We start from the raw sequence: 18975 nt of genomic DNA, 5'->3' as shown, positions 1-18975 counted from the left end.
ACCCGGGGTTCCGCTGAGGCGTCGACGCGGAGACCAGGGCGCTCGGCCCTGGTGGCGTGCGGATGCCGCGGGGGTCGGTCGGCGCACTGCGTCGGATCGCGCGTTCGCCGACCAGCGATGGGCGGCTCGCGCCGCCCATCCCGGGTCTACTTCGTCCGCGGACGAGAGTGGAAGCCGAGCCCCTCGTCCTGCGCGCCCATCCAGGCGGCCTCGTCGGACTTGCTGTCCGGCACGTAGATGACGTCCTGAGCGCCGCGCCGCACCTCTGGCGGCGGTGACTTCTCGAGCTCGTCGGCGTCGATGACGAGCCGCTCGAGGTCGTTCTCCAGCCTGCGGACCGTGCTGGCATCGCCGTACTGGTTGCGCAGTACGCCGATGGATTGCCGGAGTTGGCCGACCGCGTAGCGTAGTTCCGCAATTTCGCTGCGAGTCATCGATACCTCCTGAATTCCCTGGCGGACATGCGAACTCGGTGCCATGGCGCGCGGTTGCCCTTCTGCCTTGGACCGCGCGGCACCGAGTTGTGTGACCCACCGCACAACGTGATCTACAACACAGTACCGAAAGAATCCGCTCCTGGCTCGTACCGGGGGAAATTCGCTGATCGCCGGGTGGTTGCGGAGGATCAGCCCGCGGCGGCGTACCCGGTGCAGGCGCGCGCCGCGGCGACGGCGCGTTCGGTGAGTCCGGCGATGGACAGCGCGACCTCTTCGGCCCGTTCCAGCATCACGCTGTGGCCGGCGCCTTCCAGGCGGACCAGCTCGGCGCCGGCCAGCTGGGAAGCCAGAGCCACCGAGTGCGCGAACGGGAAGATGATGTCCGCCGAGCCGGCCAGCACCAGCGCGGGGACGGCGCCGAGGCGGTACAGGGTGGCCGTCTCGTCGAACGTGATCAGCGAGTGCAGAAAGCCGGTCATGGTGACCAGCGGCGTGTCGTTCAACATCGCGGTGGCCAGCGCGGCCATTCGCGGGTTCACCCTCCTGGTGCCGAATTCGGCTTCGCGCAGGAGCGGCGCGAACAGGCGGCGGGTCAGGCGCCTGGACGCGTGCATCACGCGCGGGGCGCGGGTGACGGCGGCTTGCAGCGAGCTCACCGTCCGTCGATGGAGCAGGCGCGCCAGCCCGACCTCGGTAATCCCGGCGGCCGCGGCGGCGAGCAGCCCGACACCGGCGATTCGCGCGCCGATCGCCTCCGGGTAGAGCCGGGCGTAGGCGAGCACGACCATCGCGCCCATCGAGTGGCCGACCAGAACAACCGGACCGGTCGGCGCGACCGTCCGCAGGACGGTGTCCAGGTCGTGGCCGAGCTGCTCGATGGTGTAGGTCGACGGATGGGCCGCCCCGGATTCGCCGTGTCCGCGATGGTCGTAGAACACCATCCTGGTGTCCTCGCCCCACCGGTGCCGCAGGTGCTCGCGCAGGTAGAACCAGGACTCGGCGCGCAAGCAGTGCCCGTGGACGAAGACGACGGTCGCGAGGGCGTCGTCGGCGCCGAAGACGCGGACCGCGAGGGGGACACCGTCCCCGGCCGACACCGTGACGCGGTGGCCGTCGTGATCGGCGGCGCGGCGGGCGATGGTGGTGGACATGGCACTCTCCTGTGGGCGAGGCGCATGATCGGCGCTTCCTGCCCACTTGTCGGACTGGATTTCCGCGCCGTTAACGGCGCACACCTGCCGTTATGCACACGTTGTCCAACCGAGGCTGCCGGTCGATCGAGTCGTCCCCGGCTGCCTGCACAGGAAAACCTACGGAGCGATAGTCCGAAGACCAGATTCCTTTAGATTCTGGGTGCCGAGGGGAATCTGCCTCTATCTAGGAGAAACCCGATACCGATCAATAGTGCGCGAGCAAGGGTCCGTCGTCGCCCGGCCGCGACGACGGACCCGTTGCTCGATCAGGCCTGCGCGCGTGGACGTGTGGAGGGCAGGAAGGGACGCAGTAGGTTCTCCTCGGTCGACGCACCGATCTGCCACTCCGCGATCCACGGCCCGGTCCCCTCGCTCGGGTCGAGCACGCCGCCCTCCAGCCACTCGTAACGGCCGTCCAGCACGCCGCGGGTGAGGGTGCGATCGTCGTCGTCGGTGTTCTCCCACAGTGCGTCGAACAACCGGCGCACGCGCAGCCGCGACTGCCTGCAGAAGGCGTCCGCCAGTTCCTCGGCCGCCTTGCCCTCCGGCGCGTCCGCGGCGCGCAATGCCTGTGCCCGCATACAGGCGGCGGACATGGCGAACAGCTCGGCGCCGATATCGACGATCCGGCCGAGGAAGTTCTGCCGGTACTCCAGGCCCGCCTGCCAGCGGCCCATCGCGTACATCAGCGACCTCGCCTGCTTGCGCGCGCTGCGCTCGACGAACCGCAGGTGCCGGGCCAGCACGCCGAATTCGGTGTAGGCCGCGGGCACCGTCCCGGCGCCGACCGCCAGCTGCGGGAACCACTTGGCGTAGAAGCCGGTCGCGCCGACCGCAGCCTTCGCCTTGTCCTTGAACTCGGCCTTGCGGTCGACCAGCGCGCCCGCGGCCGCCATGTGCGCGTCGGCCATTTCCCTGGCGATCAGCAGCCGCATGATCTCGCTGGAGCCTTCGAAGATGCGGTTGATCCGCAGATCGCGCACCAGCTGCTCGGCGGGGACGGCTCGCTCGCCCCGCGCGGCGAGCGAAGCCGCGGTCTCGTAGCCGCGGCCGCCGCGGATCTGCACGAGTTCGTCGGCGATCTGACAACTCATCTCGCTGGCCCAAAGCTTGGCCAGCGCAGCCTCGATCCGGATGTCGTTGCGGCCCTCGTCGGCCATGGTGGCCGACAGATCGAGTGCCGCTTCCAGGGCGAACGTGGTCGCGGCGATGAACGCGATTTTCTGGCCCACGGCCGCGTGTTCGCCGACCGGCCTGCCCCACTGCACACGCTGGGTGCTCCACTCCCGCGCGATCTTCAACGACCACTTGGCCGCCGCGGTGCACAGCGCGGGGATGGCGAGCCTGCCCGCGTTCAGGGTGGTGAGCGCGATCTTGAGACCGTCACCCTCCCGGCCGATCAGGTTGCGCTTCGGCACCCGTACGTCGTGCATCCGGGTCAAGCCGTTCTCGATGCCGCGCAGGCCCATGAACGAATTGCGCCGCTCCACGGTGATGCCCGGGGAATCGGCTTCGACCACGAACGCCGAGATGCCGCCGCGATGCCCTTCGCTCTTGGGCACCCGCGCCATCACCACCAGCAGTTCGGCGACCACGCCGTTGGTGGTCCACAGCTTCACGCCATTGAGCAGGTAGGCCTCACCGTCCTCGGTGGGCGTCGCGGTACTGGCCATCCTGGCCGGGTCCGAGCCGACATCGGGCTCGGTGAGCAGGAACGCGCTGACCGCCCCGGCCGCGCAGCGCGGCAGGAATTCGGCCTTCTGTTCGTCGGTGCCCGCCAGTTTGAGCGGTTCGGGCACCCCGATGGACTGGTGCGCCGACAGCAGGACGCCGAGGCTCGGATGCGTCGAGCCGACCAGCATCAGCGCGCGGTTGTAACCGACCTGGGAAAGCCCCTGGCCGCCATACGATTGCGGAATCTTCAGGCCGAAGCAGCCGAGTTCGGCCAGGCCCTTGACGTACTCGTCCGGGATACGGCCCTCCGCCTCGATCACCGATCCGTCCATGGACTCGCACAGGGTCCGCAGCCGCGACAGGAACGCCTCGGTGCGCTCGGCGTCCTCGGGACCGGGCTGCGGATACGGATGAATCAGGTCGAGCCGGAACCGTCCCAGGAACATCTCCTTGGCGAAGGACGGCTTGACCCAGCTCGTTTCGCGGGATTCCTCGACCAGTGCGCGGGCCTGCTCTTCGGTGGCGTCGACTTTCGCGGATGTCGCCATGATGGTCCTCCCTCGGACGTGATCAGGATCACATCCGAGTGTAGGAGGGTTTGTTACCCATCGGTAGGGCTGCTGGTCGAGATAAATCTACGAATATCTAGCGATCTTGAAAGACGGGCGAATAGCGGGCAATCGGCCGCTGTGCCGTGACCTGGCGCTCACACCGAGCGCAGATAGCGGCCGAAGTGCGGGACGGTGAAGCCGATCGTGCCGCGCTCGGCGGAGTAGATGAGGCCCTTCTTGATCAGGCCATCGCGCGCGGGCGACAGTGATGCCGGTTTGCGGCCGAGTTCGTTGGCCACCGCCGCCGTCGCCACCGGTCCGTCGTCGCCGGACAGGTCGGCCATGGCGCGCATGTATTCGCGTTCGGCCGGTGTGGCTCGCTCGTAACGGGAACCGAAGAAACCGACCGCGAGTTCTTCCTCCGCGGCGGGCGAGGCCACCTCGACGTCCTCGGCCGTGATCGGGCTCTCCGGCGCCTGATCCCAGGCGGCCTTGCCGTACGCCTGCACGAAATACGGGTAGCCATCGGCTTTCCGGTACAGCGCGTCCAGCGCTTCGTCGGTGAACTTCACGTCTTCGCGCTGGGCGGGCGCGATCAGCGCTTGGTCCGCGGACTCGCGGTCGAGTCGGTCGATGCGGTGATAGCTGAATAGTCGCTCCGAGTAGCTCTTCGACGCGGACAGCACTGCGGGCAGATGCGGGAGGCCCGCGCCGACCACGATCAGCGGCGCGGCGTCCTGGCTCAGTTCATGGCACGCGCCGCAGATCGCGGAGATGTCGGCCGGCCCGAGATCCTGCATTTCGTCGATGAAGATCGCGATGCCGACGCCGATGTCGCCGGCCAGCGCCGCCGCCTCGACGAGCAACTCCACCAGATCGATTTCGATATCGCCGGAATCGGCCCGGCCGCTCACCGCCGGCACGTCGATGCCGGGTTGCCAGCGTTCCCGCATGCCCTTGTCCGCGGCGGATCGCAATGCGAAAGCCTTGAGGATGCCGAGGAAGTCGTCCACTCGCTCCGGATTGCGGTGTGCCGTGGCGATCGCCCGCGCGGCCATGTGCAACGCCGAGGACAGCGGGCGGCGCAGTTCCTGGTCCGGCCGCGCTTCGATCTTGCCGGTGCCCCAGCCGCGCGAAATCGCTGCCGAGCGAAGTTGGTTGAGCAGCACCGTTTTCCCGACGCCGCGCAATCCGGTGAGCATGACGCTGCGTTCCGGGCGGCCACGCGCGACGCGCTCGAGCACGATGTCGAAAGCCGTGAGTTGCTTGTCGCGCCCGGCCAATTCGGGTGGGCGCTGACCGGCGCCGGGGGCATACGGATTCCGCACGGGGTCCATGCCCCGACACCGTAGCGCGTTTCGTCCGGATAATCTGGGCACATCTACGGCGTGTCCTAGAGAGCCTTAGCGGCCGGTATTGCACTATTGCTCTCGCCGCCGGTTCCCTAGGCTGGTGGCGGGTTCGCCAGAATGGTCGCGCGGCACGGCGCGTGGAACGGAGGGGCATGTCCGACGAACCGAGTCCCGCCGGCCTGGCCGAAGTGGTCGGGTCCTGGAACGTTCCGGCGGGCGCCACGGTGGCCCAGCGCATCCGGTCGAACATCCTCGTCGCGATCGAACGGGGCTACGACGATCCCCAACTGGTCGCCGATCTCGCCGTCGGGCCGCTGGTCATGGCGCTCGGCAAGCTCGAGGTGGAACTGGCCGAGGCGCGCCGCAGGATCGACGAACTAGAGCGCGCGGTGCACCGCGGGCAATACTGAGCCCGGTTGTCCTCTCTGTGACCTCGATCGAGCGGTGAGATCTCCTCGTGACCCGAACCGCTACGACCGTTTCCCGCCAAGGGAGCAGCGATACCCGCGGTGATGGAAAAGATGCTGCTCTGTGCGCTGGACAACATCGCGTCTGCACCGTAATCTCTTCGTGACTTAGTGGAACAAGTCGCTTCGGAAGAGAAACGGCGCCACTAGTTACCGCCTAAACGGCTGTCGGGGCCAACCAGTCTCGGCTGTCGTGCCGGGGACCCACAGGTTCGTCTGGGGTGAATCCTCGAGACCGTTTCGGTCACGAGGTAGGGCCGCTCTCCCGGCCCGAACCCGTCAGCTAACCCGGTCGGCGGGAGAGCAGCAAGATCGGAGACGTAGCTCGGTGGGTAAACACAGCTTGCAACGGGATTCTCGGGTTCCGAATTCCGTCAAGGGTGCGATTGTCATGGGTGCGGTGGCCGCGACCGGCGCCATGCCTGCGATTCCGGCCATGGCCGCGACCATCAACGTTCCCGGTGTCGGCAATTTCGACGTTCCGCAAGAATGGGAACAGCCGGTCCAGCAGCTCAACCAGCAGATCCAGCAGGCGCTCGCGGCGGTTCCCGCCGCCCCTGCCCAGGCGCCGCAAGAGGTCGCTCCCCAGGCTCCCAATTTCGCGCCCATGCTGCCGGGCCTGTTCGGTCAGCAGCAGAACAACTCCCCCGGCGACGTCGCGCTCGACGCCGCCAGGACCAAGGTCGGCGCCCAGTACTCCTGGGGCGCGGCGGGTCCCCGGTCCTTCGACTGCTCCGGCCTCGTCCAGTGGGCCTTCCGCCAGGCGGGCATCGAACTCCCCCGCACCAGCTTCGAGCAGTCGCACGTCGGCGCTCCGGTCGCCTACCACGACCTGAAGCCGGGTGACATCGTCATCACCAACGGCGGCGGTCACGTCGGCATCTACGCGGGCGACAACAAGCTCCTGAACGCGGTGCAGACGGGTACGCCGGTGTCCTACACGCCGCTGCGCCCCGACATGGTGGTCACCGCACGCCGTATCGTCTGACGAGTGGCCCGCGCCGAATCCGGCATCCAGAGCACCGCTGGCCAGGCCCGCGTTGATTCGTGGACCTGGGCGGTGCGCCTGTTCAAAACCAGATCCGCTGCCGCCGAGGCATGCCGCGGTGGGCACGTCCGGGTGAACGGCGCGACGGCCAAGCCCGCGCAGCCCGTGCGCCCCGGTGACGAGGTGCGCATCCGGGCGGGCGGTATCGAACGCATCGTCATCGTGGAGCGGATCGTCACCAAGCGCGTCGGCGCTCCGATCGCCGCGCAATGCCTGATCGATCGCAGTCCGCCTCCTCCCCCGCGGGAAATAGTGGCGAGCATGCCGCGTCGCGATCGCGGTGCGGGGCGGCCCACCAAGCGGGAGCGTCGCGAGACCGATCGGCTCATGGGCCGAGCCGACGACTGAAAAACCAGTCAGATCATGGCCACCGGACTCAGATTCCCCGCCAGATAACGCGCCCTGCACTCGCCGCGCCGCAGCTTCCCGCTGCTGGTCTTGGGAATCCGTCCCGCCTCCACGAGCAGCACCGCCCCCGGCCGAACCTCGTGCGCGGACGCGACCGCGGTGCGGATGCGCCGGGCGAGGGCGAAGAGTTCGATGGGCTCGCGGCCGCCGATCGTGACCAGTTCCGCCACCACGACCAGGTCTTCCCGGAGCCCGTCGTCGTGCCCGAACGCCGTCACATGGCCCGATCGAACCTCCGGCGCGCATGCCTGCACCGTCGCCTCGATGTCGGCGGGATAGTGATTGCGTCCGTCGACCACGATGACGTCTTTGCGGCGGCCCGCGATGTACAGCTGCCCCTCGTGCTGGAACCCGAGATCCCCGGTGCGCAGCCAGCGGACGCCACTTCCCGGCACGGTGGCGCCGAACGTCTCGCAGGTGGCGTCCGGCCTGCCGAAGTATCCGTCGCAGACATTGTCTCCGGCCACCCAGATCTCGCCGACGCGTCCCGCGGGCAGGACGGTCCCCGCCACCGGATCGACGATGCGCAACTCCTGTCCGACGGGTGCACCGCAACCGACCAGCGGCACGCCGTCGTCGGCTTCCGGCGCGGTCTCGGGCAGCGCGACCGCGCGACCGTCAGCGAGTGCGGCCCGGTCGAAGCGGTGCCACACCGGGGACTGGTACTGATCGCAGACGGTGACCGTCAGGGTGGCTTCGGCCAAACCGAAGCCGGGGGTGTGCGCGTGATGGCGGAAGCCGTACGGGCCGAAGGTCTCGGTGAACGCGTCGAGCGCGTCGGCGCGGACCGGCTCCGAGCCGTTGAGCACGAGGTCCAGTCCGGACAGATCCAGGCCCGCCCGCTCGGCGGGAGTTGTGCCGGACACCGCGAGCGTCAATCCGAAATTGGGGCATCCCGTGGTGCCCGCGCCATAGTCGGCGATCGCGCGCAGCCACCGGACGGGACGCTTCACGAACTCCGCCGGGGCCAGCGTGATGCCGTGCACGCCCAGGAACAGCGGCAGCGCGAGGCCGAGGATCAAACCCATGTCGTGGAAGAACGGCAGCCAGGTGACGACGGGCCGATCGTGCGCGGCCGACACGGCGTGCCTGAGCTGCGCCAACGCCGTGGCGAGGTTCTCATGGGTGACCCGGACGCCCGCGGGAGATTTGGTCGAACCGGAGGTGTACTGCAGATAGGCCGGCTCGCCGGATACCGGATCTATGACCGGTGCGGCGGCCATCGGCGAGGACGACCCCGTCACCGACGCGACCGGTTGTGTGCCCGGCGTGCCGAAACGCGTCTTCGGTGATCCCGCGTATCGTGCCGCACCCACCGGGTACGCGGTGCTCTCCTCAACCGAATCCCATTCGGGAACAGACGAAGTCGACGCCACGGCGAGTACCCGGCCCAGTGCGAGCCCGAGCGTCGGCGCGGTGGTCTCGTCGTGCGCCGAGATCAGGCCGAGCGTGGGCCTGGCGTCGGCCAGCACGGCTTGCAGACGGTCGCGGTTGCGCGTGCCCACGGCCGGGAACAGCGGCACCGCGACCCGATTGCTGTACAGGCAGGCGAGAAACGCCACCGCGTAATCGATTCCATGGGCGCAGAGGATGGCCACCCGGTCACCGGGTGCGCTCTCCCGCCGCAATCGTGCCGCCAGCGCACCCGCCGCCGCGTGCAAGCCGGCGTAGGTGAGCGTGACGGGCACGCGTTCCTGGACGCGGAAGCGCAGCTCGGTGAAGGCGGGCTCGTCCGGCCGCGTGGCGGCCCACGCGGCCACCGAAGTCGCGAGCCCATTGCCCGCCTGTCCGGCGCCGGTCAAGAGGTCTCTCCGGGGTTCGCGGCCACCCGGTCCAGCAGGGCCGCGCCGAGGGCGGTGATGGTGGGGTGCTTGAACAACTCCGCGGTGGCGATCCGGACGCGCAGGCGCGTTTCCAGGTTCCGTCGCATCTCGATCGCGAGCAGCGAGCTGAGCCCGAGGTCGTTGAAGTCGGCCGCGGGGTCGATGCGTTCGACCGGCAGATCGAGTGTGCTCGCCAGGACGCGGCGGATGGTCGTGGTCAGTGTGTCCGCCGGCTCGGGCGCGTGGCCGGTCGCGGTGACCCGGGTGGGAGCGGGACGCGCGTCGAGGGTCGGCGCGAGCAGAGTCGCCAAGCGCACCGCGATCGGGGAGGCGTCGGCCGTCGGCGTGTATTCCAGCGCCAGCAGATACGGGCCGTCATAGCGCAGGGCCTGGGACAGTACGGCGCTTCCGTGCCGCACGTCGAACGCGCCGACGCCCGCGCGCCGCAGATGACCCGCTCCGCCGGCAGCCGCGGCGAGGCCCGCATCCCACAGTCCCCAGCCGATGCTCAGGATCCGTCTGGCCGGATCACGCTGTGCGAGGGCGTCCATGGCCGCGTTGGCGGCGGCGTAGGCGGCCTGCCCCGGCGCTCCGAGCGCTCCGGTGGCCGAGGAGAACAGCAGGACGAAGTCGGTGGCGTCGGTCGCGGTGAGTTCGACCAGATTGCCCGCCGCGGTGGACTTGGGCAGGAACACCCTGGCCAGCTGGCCCGCGGTGACCGCGTCGAACACGGCGTCCTCCAGCACCCCCGCCGCGTGCACGACGCCACGGATCACCGAGTCGGAGGCTCGGATATCGCTGAGCGCGTTGGCCAGATCGAGCCGGTCGGCGGCGTCGCAGCGCACCACGACGATGCGGTCCTCCAAGCCGTCGAGCAGTGCGGGCACCGGGCGCGGCGCCCGGGTGAGCACCACGACGTCACGCGCGCCCGCCTCGAGCAACCAGCGCACGGCGACCGAGCCGAGCGCGCCCAGCCCGCCGGTGACGACGTAGGTGCCGCTCGCGTCGATGCCGGCGACCGGCAGGGCGCGCGCTCGCGCGGGTATGAAGCGCCGCACCGCGACCTCGCCCGCCGAGAGGCGCAGCTCGCCGGGAATCGCACGGTCGGCAGTCGTCGCCAGGCGGGTGAGCAGCGGCACGTTCGCGAGGTCCGGTTCGGTCCAGACCAGCCGCACCGGGCGGTCCGTCTCGAGCTGGAGCGAGCGCACCAGCCCGGCGATCGCCGCCGGGACGACCGGGGCCACCGCACCGGACTCGTCGGGCCGGGAGACCGGCAGTACGACCGTCATGGAGGCGGTGCCGTCGTGGTCGGAGATCAGTTGCAGCAGTTCGAGAACGCGACCGGTCGTGGCAGCGGCGCTCGCACCGTCGCACACGCCGGAGCCGGCGGGCCACACGGCCACCACGGCGTGGCCGCCGCCGCGCCCGGTCAGCACCGCGGGGACGAACGGGCTCGCGTCGTCCGGATCGCGCGCGATCCGTTCGGTCGGCAACTCGTCGTCCAGGGCGCGGGCGAGCCGGTCCGCGAGGTCGGATGCGCCCACCACCAGCGCACGCCGCACGACCGTTTCGGCCGGGTCGCCGAGCCCGAGCGAGCCGGGATCGCGCGACTGCCAGACCTCTTGGCGGAAGGACGCGGTCTGCGTCGCCTGCTCGGCACGGGCCGCGCCGAGCCCGCCGGAGTTTTCCTCGGCCGCCGCGTCGGCGTAACGGATGTGCACGCCGGAGAAGGCGAGACAGGGCACGCCGTGCTGATCGGTCGCGACGACGTCGCCGACCAGCCCGGTGTCGCCGCGCTCCCGGATCACGGCGTGCACCTCGAGCACGTGGCGATTCGGCTCCTGCGACAACCAGGCCGCATCGATGCCGATCGGCAGCGGAATCGACGTCGTGGGCAATTCGTCGAAGACCGCCGCCGCGAGCACGTGCAGACAGCCGTCCAGCGTTGCGGTGCGATGCAATTCGGCGGAGTCGAACAATCCCAGCGCACGTCCGGTGCCCGCGGCTATGCCGCGCAGCGTGCGGAACCGGGGCCCGTACTCCAGCCGCCTGCGCCGCAATTCCTGGTAGAACGCCCCGGTGGTGACCACGCGCATGTGATGCCGGGCGGCCCGATTTGCGTCGACCACCCGCATCCATGCGACGATATCCGCGGGTGTGGGGTCACCGGCGGGCCGGGCCGAAGCCAGCGTCTCGGTGCCCGTGACCTCCGCCCGTACGCTTTGCTCCGGCCCCGGCCCGCGATAGACGACCTCGGGCAGAACGCTCGGATCGGTCCTCTCGTGCACGGCGAAGTCGGCCACGGCGGCCGTCCCCGCGGTCTCCCGGGCGAGATGCAGCAGCCTCCGCAGCCAGAAGACGGCCGGGACGATGTTGTCGCCCTGCACCACGTGATCGGTGAGATCCTCGACGGGGAAGATCGTTTCGGGCACGTGCGCGCTCGCGGGCCCGGCCACCAGCAGCGGGAACTTCCGCCTGCGCCACCGCCGCGGCGCGGGCGCGGTGAAGGGGCCGAGCGCCGACCAGTCGACCGGACGTCCCTCCAGGTACAGCCCGGCCAAACCGGTGAGGAAACCGCTCGCCTCGTCCGCGCGCTGCGCCACGGAATGCGCGCCGTCGCGGAAGTCCGCGTACTCGCGCACCGCGGAGAGCAGCACCGGATGCGGGCCGACCTCGAGCACGGTCGAGAACCCGTCTTCGGCCGCGCGCTCCAGCGCGGCCGCCAATTCCACCGTGTGGGCGGCATTCTCGGCCCAGTAGTCGCGATCCATGGCCGCGGTGGTGAGCTTCACGCCCCGCCGAGTCGTCGAGTACACCGGCTGGCGCGGGGCGCGCGGGGTGATCTCGGTCAACCCCGCGACGAACGGGGCGAGCACGGTCGCGACCTGCGGGCTGTGCGCGGCGAAGTCGACCGCGAGCCTGCGCGCGAACATGGTGCGACGGGTGGCCCGCCGCACCAGCGCGTCGACATAGCGCGGCGTCCCGGACACGACCACCGATCGTGGGCCGTTGACCGCGGCGATGGCCACCTCCGCCCGCATGGGCTCCACGAGTTTGGCGGCTTCGCCCGGGTCCGCCTCCAGCACCGCCATCGCGCCGTGGCCGTCCAGATGCGCCAGGGTGGCGCTGCGCAACACCACCACGCGCGCGGCGTCCGCGAGCGACAGCGCACCGCTCACCGCCGCCGCCGCGATCTCGCCCAAGCTGTGCCCGGCCACGGCGTCAGGACGAATTCCCCAAGCCGCCAGCAGTTTCGCCAGGGCGATCTGGAACGCGAACAAGGCGGGCTGCACCAGATCGGTGGGTTGCGTCTCGCCCGCGGAGGTGAAGCCGTGGCGCGGCGTCCACACCCGCGGCCCGCCCGCCGTCACGACAGCGTCGGTCGCCTCCGCGAGCGCGGCGGCGAAGACCGGATAGCGCGCCGCCAGCGCTCGGCCCATCTTCGGATGCTGACCGCCTTGTCCGGAGAACAGGAACAGCAGTCCGCCGCGGCGGCGGCTCGCCACCGGGCCGAGCGCCGCGTCGGCATCGCCGCGGCCGAACGCGCGCAGCCGGTGCACCGCGTCCGGATGGTCGTGCGCGAGCACCGCGGCACGGGCCGGCTCGGGGATCGAGCGCGCCGCCGCTGAGACGAACTCGGGCAACGACGGCCGCGCCCCGTCCAGTTCATCGGCCAGCCGCAGGGCGCGTTCGCGCAGCTCCTCGTCGTCGCGTGCGGTGAGCGGCAGCAGAATCGGGAAGTGGTCACCACGATCGGGCCCGGTCGGCGGGACACCGCGCAGCACGATGTGCGCGATCGTGCCGCCGAATCCGAACGAGCTGACCCCCGCCACACGCTCCGGCGCGGCCACCCGGTCCCACTCCACCGGCTCGGTCGGCACGCGCAACCCTCGCTCGGCCAAGTGCAGCAGAGGGTGTTCGGTGTGCAGGTTGATCGTCGGAGCGATCACCCCGTGGTGGATGGACAGCGCGGTCTTCACCATCCCGGTGACTCCGGCGGCGGCTTCCAGATGTCCGATGTTCGACTTCACCGATCCGATCCAGACCGGGTCGCCCGCGCCGTCGCCGAGCGCGGCCGCGAGCGCGCCGACTTCCACCGCGTCGCCCAGAGGCGTTCCGGTGCCGTGGCATTCGATGTAGCCGGCGCTGCTCGGCGCACGCCCGGCGCGCGACCACGCGGTGCGCAGCGTCTCCTGCTGCGCGCGGCCGTTCGGCGCGTGGAGGCCGTTCGAGCGCCCGTCCGATCCGACGGCGGTCCCGATGATCTCGGCGTACACCCGGTTGCCCTCGCGTACCGCGTCCGCGCTGCGCTGCAACACCACGACAGCGCAGCCGTCCCCGCGGGCATAGCCGTCGGCCGCGGCGTCGAACGGCGCCGACCTGCCGCCCGGTGACAGGAAACCACCCTCGGCCAGGTAATTCGAGGTGTGCTCCAGCAACACCAGATTGACGCCGCCCACGATGGCGAACGGGACCGTGCCGTCGGCGAGCAGCCGGACGGCGAGGTCCACCGCGGCGAGCGAGGACGAGCAGGCGCTGTCGAGCACCAGGCTCGGCCCGTGCAGATCGAGCACGTACGACAACCGGTTGGCGATGATGCTCAGCGCGGAGCCGGTCACCGCGTAGGGTGCGTCGTGGCCGGCGCGGCCGAGCACCGCGATGCCGTGGTCGTACCCCGACGCGCCGAAGACGACGGCGGCGCCGGAACCCCGCGCGCGATACCCGATTCCCGCGTCGTCGAGCGCCTCGACCGCGACCTCCAGCGCGAGCCGCTGCTGCGGGTCCATGACCGCGGCCTCGCGGTCGGAGATGGCGAACCAATCGTTGTCGAAGGACTCGACGTCGTCGAGGTAGCCGCCCCGCCGGGAACCCAGCCGACCGGCGGGCGGGGTGGACGTGGCGTCGCGGCCCTCGACCAGCAGCCGCCAGAACTCGGCGGCGCCCGCCGCTCCGGGCAGTCGGCAGCCGATGCCGATGATGGAGACGGGGGGATGCGAGCCTGCGGGATCGGTCTGCGCGCCGCTCATCGCATCGCGAGGAACTCGACAAGCTGTTCGATATCCGGATGGTCATAGATCGCGGTCAGCGGAACCTCGACTCCCATGGCGTCCTCGAGCTGAGCGGTCAGCCTCGCGAGCTGGGTGGAACCGAGGCCGAGATCGGTGAAGGGCGAGGTGGTCGACACCGCGGCGGCGTCGACGCCCAATAGGTCTGCGACAGCCAGGACGGCGGCGCAGGTGAGCGCCGTGCGCTGGCTACGACTCAGCGAACCATCGTTCTCCGGTGCACCGCGGTGCCCGTCCGGAAGACTGGGCCGCATCGCGTTCTCCCTCCCCGTCGCCCCGGCTGCTGTCCCTCACTCGAGAACGGTACCCCCGCGATTATGCCGCAGAAATCGCCCTGAGCAAGGTCGCATATCCGCTGCCAGCCCGGCTCTTTCGCGAACCGGCGGTGATCGCATACCGTGGCAGCGTGACCGAACCGGACAGCGGTGCCGACACCCGCGCCGAGCGCACGCCGACTCTGCCCGTCCTGCTGCGCTGCTGCGCCGCCTTGGCTGCCACGCCGGGCCGGTTACTGCGGCCGCGCCGCCCCGACAAGGGCCTGCTGGCGAACCTCGAGGTGCTGCCGCCGCCCCCCGCGAGCGCGACCGTGCGGCTGACCGTGCTGACCCAGGCCACCATGTCCGCACCGACCACCATCGTGGCCGAGGGCGTGCGCAGCCTGCGGGAGATGCGGCTGTCGATGGCGGCGTTCCTGGTCGAGCATCCGAAGGCGCGCTTCCTGGTCGATCCCGCCCTGTGCGCGGACGTGCACGAGCGCGTGCTGCCCGAACTGCCGTTCCCGGTTCCGTTGCTCGTCGCGCCGGACAAGCCGGTGCTCGGCCTGTCCGGCGCGCTGGCCGCGCACGACGTCGCGGGCGACGACATCGATTTCGTGGTGCCCACCCACCTGCACTGGGACCATGTGTCGGGCTTGCTGGAGCTGCCCGACTCGGTCGAGATCCGCCTGCCCGGCGCGGAATACGACTGGGCGCTCGGCGGTCCGCACGCTCCGGCCGGTGTGGCGCGCGGCCCGCTGCGGGGACGCAGATTCGACCGCTTCGAGCTGGACGGACCACCGGTGCTGACCTTTCCGCGCAGCAAGGACCTGTTCGGCGACGGGTCGGTGCTGCTGGTCGATCTCGCGGGCCACACGCCGGGCAGCATCGGTGTGCTGCTCGCGGTGGACGACGGCAGCCGCGTGCTGTTCGCCGGCGACGCCGTCTGGAGCAAGTTGCAGGTGGACCTGCTGCGGGAGAAGGCGCCGATGCCGGGCAAGCTGTTCGACGCCGACCGGGACGCCGCCTTCACCACGATCCACCGTCTGCACGCGCTGCCCGACGGCATCGAACTCATCGCGAGCCACGACTACGCTGCGGTCACCGCCCGCGCGGCCAAGTGATTCCGGTCAGCCGACCACCACGGTTTCGGCCAGGCGGGCCGTGATCAGCTCCTCGGCCTCGGTGACCATCCGGCCGATCAGCTCGGCACAGGTCGGGATGTCGTGGATCAGGCCCTGGCACAGACCGACCGACCAGATGCCCGCGTCCAGATCGCCGTCCTCGAACACCCGGCGGCCGCGCGCTCCCGCGACCAGATCCCGCACGTCGTCGAAGGTGCCGCCGGCCTTCTCGATCTCGACGACCTTGCGGCTGATCTCGTTGTCCGCCACCCGCGCGGTGTTGTGCATGGTGCGGAAGATGAGCTGGGTGTCGCGCTCGGAGTTCGCGACGATCTTCTCCTTGACCTTCTGATCGATCGAGGACTCCTGGGTGCACAGGAACCGGGTGCCCATATTGACGCCGTCAGCGCCGAGGGCGAGTGCGGCGACCAAGCCGCGGGCGTCGGCGATGCCGCCGGAAGCGATCATCGGGATGCTCAGTTCGCGGGCGGCGGCCGGGATGAGCACGAGGCCGGGCACGTCGTCCTCACCGGGATGGCCCGCGCACTCGAAGCCGTCGATGCTGACCCCGTCCACGCCGATCCGCTCGGCTTTCAGCGCGTGCCGCACGCTGGTGCACTTGTGCAGCACCTTGATGCCCGCGTCCTTGTAGTAGGGCAGGAACGGCTCGGGGTTGCTGCCCGCCGTCTCGACGATCTTGACGCCGCTGTCGATGATCGCCTGCACGTATTCCGCGTAGGGCGGCGGGTTGATCGAAGGCAGGATGGTGACGTTCACGCCGAACGGCTTGTCGGTGAGTTCCCTGGTGCGCGCGATCTCCCGGCGCAGGTCGTCCGGGGTCGGCTGGGTCAGGGCCGTGATGAAGCCGAGCCCGCCCGCGTTGGCGACGGCGGCGACGAGTTCGGCCCGCCCGACCCACATCATGCCGCCCTGCACGATCGGATGTTCCACCCCGAACTTCTCGGTGAACCTGGTCCGCAGCATTGCGCTTCTCCTATGTCTCGCGCGGGCGTGCCGGTTCGCCCGTTGGCGTCGATGGTGACACGAGAATCGGCCTGCATTCAACTCATAAGTGAGCCGAGGTTCGCATATTTGATGATCTTAACCGGTAGGCTTTCGGTTGGCTTACCGGTCCTGAGGAGATCAAATGGCCTGCTAGAAGCGGCGCTGCCGAATGAGGTGACGCGGTCGGGCTGATTAACCCGGATTCATTGCGCGATATCTTGCCGGGCGTTTAAGTTAGTTGCTATTCTGCACGCGATTCAGCCCGTCGCCGCCGTCGGACAACCCGGCGGGCCGATGACGGTCCGAGAGGAGTTCGTGGCAATGACCACCGGGGCAGCAGCGCTCGACGAGCCGATCAGGTCGCGGCGCAACCACTGGAACAACCAGATCGCCGTGCACGCGCAGATGCGCCCGGACGCGGTCGCGATCCGGTTCCGCGGCGTGGACACCACCTGGCGGCAGCTGCACGAGCGGTCGCTGAAGTTCGCCGACGGGTTGGCGCGCCGCGGTGTCGGATTCGGTGACCGAGTGCTGATCCTGGCGCTGAACTACCCGGAATACCTGGAAGCGGTGTTCGGCATCAACGCGCTGGGCGCGATCGCGGTCCCGGTCAACTTCCGCCTCACCCCACCGGAGGTCGCCTACATCGTCAGCGACAGCGGAGCCAAGGCGGTCGTCACCGACACCGTGCTGCAGCCGCTCGCCGCCGCCGTGCAGGCGCAGGCGCCCGCGCTGGAGATCCTCGTGGTGATCGGCGGCGCGTCCGCCGAGGGCGCGATCGGCTTCGACGACCTGCTCGCCGAACCGGGTGAGCCGCACATCCCCTTGGACATCCCCGAGGACACCCCCAGCCTCATCATGTACACCTCGGGCACCACGGGCAGCCCGAAGGGCGCGGTGCTGACCCACGCCAACATGAACGCTCAGGCGCTGACCTGCATCCGGGCGCTGGCACTGCAGCCGGAATCGATCGGCCTGTGCACTTCACCGCTGTTCCACATCGCGGGCCTGGGCAGTCTGGCACCGGCATTCCTGCTCGGCTCGAAGACGGTGCTGCATCCGCTGGGCGCCTTCGACGCCGGTGAATTCTTGGACGCGCTGGAGCGCGAGCAGGCCACGTCCGCTTTCTGCGTGCCCGCGCAGTGGCAGCTGGTCTGCGACCACCCGTCGGTGAAAGACCGCAAGCTCGCGCTGGAGGTGCTCAGCTGGGGCGCCGCGCCCGCCTCGGACACCGTGCTGCGCGCGATGGCCGAATGCTTCCCGAACTCGTTCAACGTCGCGGTGTTCGGCCAGACGGAGATGTCGCCGATCACCTGCGTGCTGGAGGGCAAGGACGCCATCCGCAAACTCGGCTCGGTCGGCAAAGTGATTCCCACGATCCAGGCCCGCATCGTCGACGACGAGATGAACGACGTCGCGCCCGGTGAGGTGGGCGAGATCGTCTACCGTGGCCCGACGCTCATGCAGGGCTACTGGAACAAGCCCGAGGCCACCGCCGAGGCGTTCGCGGGCGGCTGGTTCCACTCCGGCGACCTGGTTCGCCAGGACGAAGAGGGCTTCGTCTACGTGGTGGACCGCAAGAAGGACATGATCATTTCCGGCGGCGAGAACATCTACTGCGCCGAGGTGGAGAACGTCCTGTTCGCCCACCCGAAGATCCGCGAGGCGGCGGTGGTGGGCCGGGCGCACGAGAAGTGGGGCGAGGTGCCGGTCGCGGTGGTCGCGCTGCACAACCCGGACGACGAGCTGACCCTCGACGAGCTGGAGCCGTTCCTCAACGAGAACCTGGCGCGCTACAAGCACCCCAAGGACCTGGTGCTGCTGCCCGAGCTGCCGCGTAACGCGAGCGGCAAGGTGGTGAAAGTCCAGCTGCGCAAGGACTACTCGTCCTGATCGGGCGACGCGTTCGTTTCACGTGAATCGGACACCGCGCGTGCGCGCGGATGCGTAAGGTCGTCGCATGGCGATCCGACGCATCCGCGCCGCCGTGCTGGCGCTGCATTGGCAGGTGAATGTCATTCGGCCGGAAGGGTTTTTCGGTCCCATGCTGGCCGCGCCCGTGGCGGCCTCCGGTGTGGTGGCGCGGGCGGCGGAGTTCCACGCGGCGGCGCTGGCGGCAGCGGTGCCGGTGATCTTCACCCGGTTCACCATTCCGGTGGGCGAGGGTGAGCTGGTGCGCAACACCGGATTCATGCGCTCGGTCGGCGCGGCGCAGACGGAGTTCCGGCCGGATTCGCCCGGGGCCGCGATCATCCCGGAGATGGCGGCGCAGCCGACGGAGGTCTTCGACAACCAGAAACTGTCCGGTCTGGCGGGCAGCAAACTGCCGGAGTGGCTGGCGGATCAGGGCATCGAGACGCTCTTGCTCACCGGCGTCGCGACCAACCTCACCGTCGAGCAGACGGCGCGGCACGGCACCGATCTCGGCTTCACCGTGCACGCCGTGGCCGACTGCGTGGCCGCCGCGGGCGCGGAGGCGCACGAAGCCGCGCTGGCCAACCTCGAACTCGTCACCGCGGGCAGCGTCCGCGCCGCGGACGCGCTGGAACTGGTCGGCCGCTGAGCGAAACGCG

General features: G+C 69.9%; 14 protein-coding genes and 1 riboswitch. Of the genes, 6 read left to right on the top strand and 8 right to left on the bottom strand.

Going from position 1 to position 18975, the window contains the following annotated elements; genetic code table 11:
• Positions 1-146: 146 nt before the first annotated feature.
• The 4 genes from NNI01S_RS02065 to NNI01S_RS02050 form a co-directional block, all read right to left on the bottom strand.
• Entirely contained in the window at positions 147-434 is a 288-nt protein-coding gene (locus NNI01S_RS02065) for an Rv0250c family protein (protein WP_063016896.1), read from the bottom strand.
• A 191-nt stretch (positions 435-625) separates the two neighbouring features.
• Positions 626-1588, bottom strand: a complete 963-nt coding sequence (locus NNI01S_RS02060) for an alpha/beta fold hydrolase (RefSeq protein ID WP_063016894.1) — start codon at positions 1586-1588, stop codon at positions 626-628.
• Positions 1589-1896: 308 nt separating this feature from the next.
• Positions 1897-3852 (bottom strand): acyl-CoA dehydrogenase family protein, encoded by a 1956-nt coding sequence (locus NNI01S_RS02055; RefSeq protein WP_063016892.1) that lies wholly within the window; start codon positions 3850-3852, stop codon positions 1897-1899.
• Positions 3853-4010: 158 nt separating this feature from the next.
• Positions 4011-5192 carry an ATP-binding protein gene (locus NNI01S_RS02050; protein WP_063016890.1) on the bottom strand — a complete coding sequence of 394 codons (1182 nt, stop codon included), beginning with the start codon at positions 5190-5192 and terminating at the stop codon, positions 4011-4013.
• 167 nt (positions 5193-5359) lie between these two features.
• On the opposite strand from NNI01S_RS02050, the gene NNI01S_RS02045 reads away from it, so the two are divergent.
• The 3 genes from NNI01S_RS02045 (at position 5360) to NNI01S_RS02035 (ending at position 7070) form a co-directional block, all read left to right on the top strand.
• On the top strand, positions 5360-5617 hold the full coding sequence (locus tag NNI01S_RS02045) for a hypothetical protein (protein ID WP_063016889.1): 258 nt from the start codon (positions 5360-5362) through the stop codon (positions 5615-5617).
• A gap of 201 nt (positions 5618-5818) precedes the next feature.
• Positions 5819-5987, top strand: a riboswitch (cyclic di-AMP (ydaO/yuaA leader).
• 78 nt (positions 5988-6065) lie between these two features.
• Positions 6066-6662: a C40 family peptidase gene (locus NNI01S_RS02040; RefSeq protein ID WP_063016888.1), complete on the top strand. Its 597-nt coding sequence runs from the start codon at positions 6066-6068 to the stop codon at positions 6660-6662.
• Positions 6663-6665: 3 nt separating this feature from the next.
• A complete protein-coding gene (locus NNI01S_RS02035; protein ID WP_245675942.1) occupies positions 6666-7070 on the top strand; it encodes an RNA-binding S4 domain-containing protein in 405 nt (134 codons plus the stop codon).
• Positions 7071-7078: 8 nt separating this feature from the next.
• Here NNI01S_RS02035 and NNI01S_RS02030 read toward each other — a convergent pair whose 3' ends face one another.
• From NNI01S_RS02030 to NNI01S_RS02020, 3 genes are read right to left on the bottom strand one after another with little or no spacing between them, the layout of a single operon-like run.
• Positions 7079-8932, bottom strand: coding sequence for a fatty acyl-AMP ligase (locus NNI01S_RS02030; RefSeq protein ID WP_063016887.1), 1854 nt, complete (start codon positions 8930-8932; stop codon positions 7079-7081).
• Complete coding sequence (locus tag NNI01S_RS02025) at positions 8929-13980, bottom strand: type I polyketide synthase (RefSeq protein ID WP_063016886.1); 5052 nt, start codon at positions 13978-13980, stop codon at positions 8929-8931. Before NNI01S_RS02025 ends, NNI01S_RS02030 begins: the two co-directional genes overlap by 4 nt.
• Positions 13977-14273 (bottom strand): acyl carrier protein, encoded by a 297-nt coding sequence (locus tag NNI01S_RS02020; RefSeq protein ID WP_084488372.1) that lies wholly within the window; start codon positions 14271-14273, stop codon positions 13977-13979. Before NNI01S_RS02020 ends, NNI01S_RS02025 begins: the two co-directional genes overlap by 4 nt.
• A 152-nt stretch (positions 14274-14425) precedes the next feature.
• Between NNI01S_RS02020 and NNI01S_RS02015 the strand changes: the two genes are divergently transcribed.
• Entirely contained in the window at positions 14426-15397 is a 972-nt protein-coding gene (locus NNI01S_RS02015; RefSeq protein WP_174554347.1) for an MBL fold metallo-hydrolase, read from the top strand.
• A 6-nt stretch (positions 15398-15403) separates the two neighbouring features.
• Here NNI01S_RS02015 and NNI01S_RS02010 read toward each other — a convergent pair whose 3' ends face one another.
• Complete coding sequence (locus NNI01S_RS02010) at positions 15404-16381, bottom strand: NAD(P)H-dependent flavin oxidoreductase (RefSeq protein ID WP_174554346.1); 978 nt, start codon at positions 16379-16381, stop codon at positions 15404-15406.
• A 342-nt stretch (positions 16382-16723) separates the two neighbouring features.
• Between NNI01S_RS02010 and fadD5 the strand changes: the two genes are divergently transcribed.
• Complete coding sequence (fadD5, locus tag NNI01S_RS02005) at positions 16724-18295, top strand: fatty-acid--CoA ligase FadD5 (protein ID WP_063017089.1); 1572 nt, start codon at positions 16724-16726, stop codon at positions 18293-18295.
• Between the two features lie 67 nt (positions 18296-18362).
• Positions 18363-18965, top strand: coding sequence for a cysteine hydrolase family protein (locus NNI01S_RS02000; RefSeq protein WP_063016885.1), 603 nt, complete (start codon positions 18363-18365; stop codon positions 18963-18965).
• Positions 18966-18975: the final 10 nt, after the last annotated feature.

The sequence above is a fragment of the Nocardia niwae NBRC 108934 = DSM 45340 genome (assembly GCF_001613465.1).
In the GTDB taxonomy this organism is placed as follows: Bacteria; Actinomycetota; Actinomycetes; order Mycobacteriales; family Mycobacteriaceae; genus Nocardia; species Nocardia niwae.
Note: the sequence above shows the minus strand (reverse complement) of the source record. Positions and strands in the feature narration are given on the sequence as shown.

Excerpts from the sequence above, each read along its gene's own strand:
- NNI01S_RS02055 (WP_063016892.1), bottom strand. The coding sequence starts at position 3,852 with ATGGCGACATCCGCGAAAGTCGACGCCACCGAAGAGCAGGCCCGCGCA.
- NNI01S_RS02060 (WP_063016894.1), bottom strand. The coding sequence starts at position 1,588 with ATGTCCACCACCATCGCCCGCCGCGCCGCCGATCACGACGGCCACCGC.
- NNI01S_RS02000 (WP_063016885.1), top strand. The coding sequence starts at position 18,363 with ATGGCGATCCGACGCATCCGCGCCGCCGTGCTGGCGCTGCATTGGCAG.
- NNI01S_RS02025 (WP_063016886.1), bottom strand. The coding sequence starts at position 13,980 with ATGAGCGGCGCGCAGACCGATCCCGCAGGCTCGCATCCCCCCGTCTCC.
- NNI01S_RS02050 (WP_063016890.1), bottom strand. The coding sequence starts at position 5,192 with ATGGACCCCGTGCGGAATCCGTATGCCCCCGGCGCCGGTCAGCGCCCA.
- fadD5 (WP_063017089.1), top strand. The coding sequence starts at position 16,724 with ATGACCACCGGGGCAGCAGCGCTCGACGAGCCGATCAGGTCGCGGCGC.
- NNI01S_RS02020 (WP_084488372.1), bottom strand. The coding sequence starts at position 14,273 with ATGCGGCCCAGTCTTCCGGACGGGCACCGCGGTGCACCGGAGAACGAT.
- NNI01S_RS02065 (WP_063016896.1), bottom strand. The coding sequence starts at position 434 with ATGACTCGCAGCGAAATTGCGGAACTACGCTACGCGGTCGGCCAACTC.
- NNI01S_RS02010 (WP_174554346.1), bottom strand. The coding sequence starts at position 16,381 with ATGCTGCGGACCAGGTTCACCGAGAAGTTCGGGGTGGAACATCCGATC.
- NNI01S_RS02045 (WP_063016889.1), top strand. The coding sequence starts at position 5,360 with ATGTCCGACGAACCGAGTCCCGCCGGCCTGGCCGAAGTGGTCGGGTCC.
- NNI01S_RS02040 (WP_063016888.1), top strand. The coding sequence starts at position 6,066 with ATGGGTGCGGTGGCCGCGACCGGCGCCATGCCTGCGATTCCGGCCATG.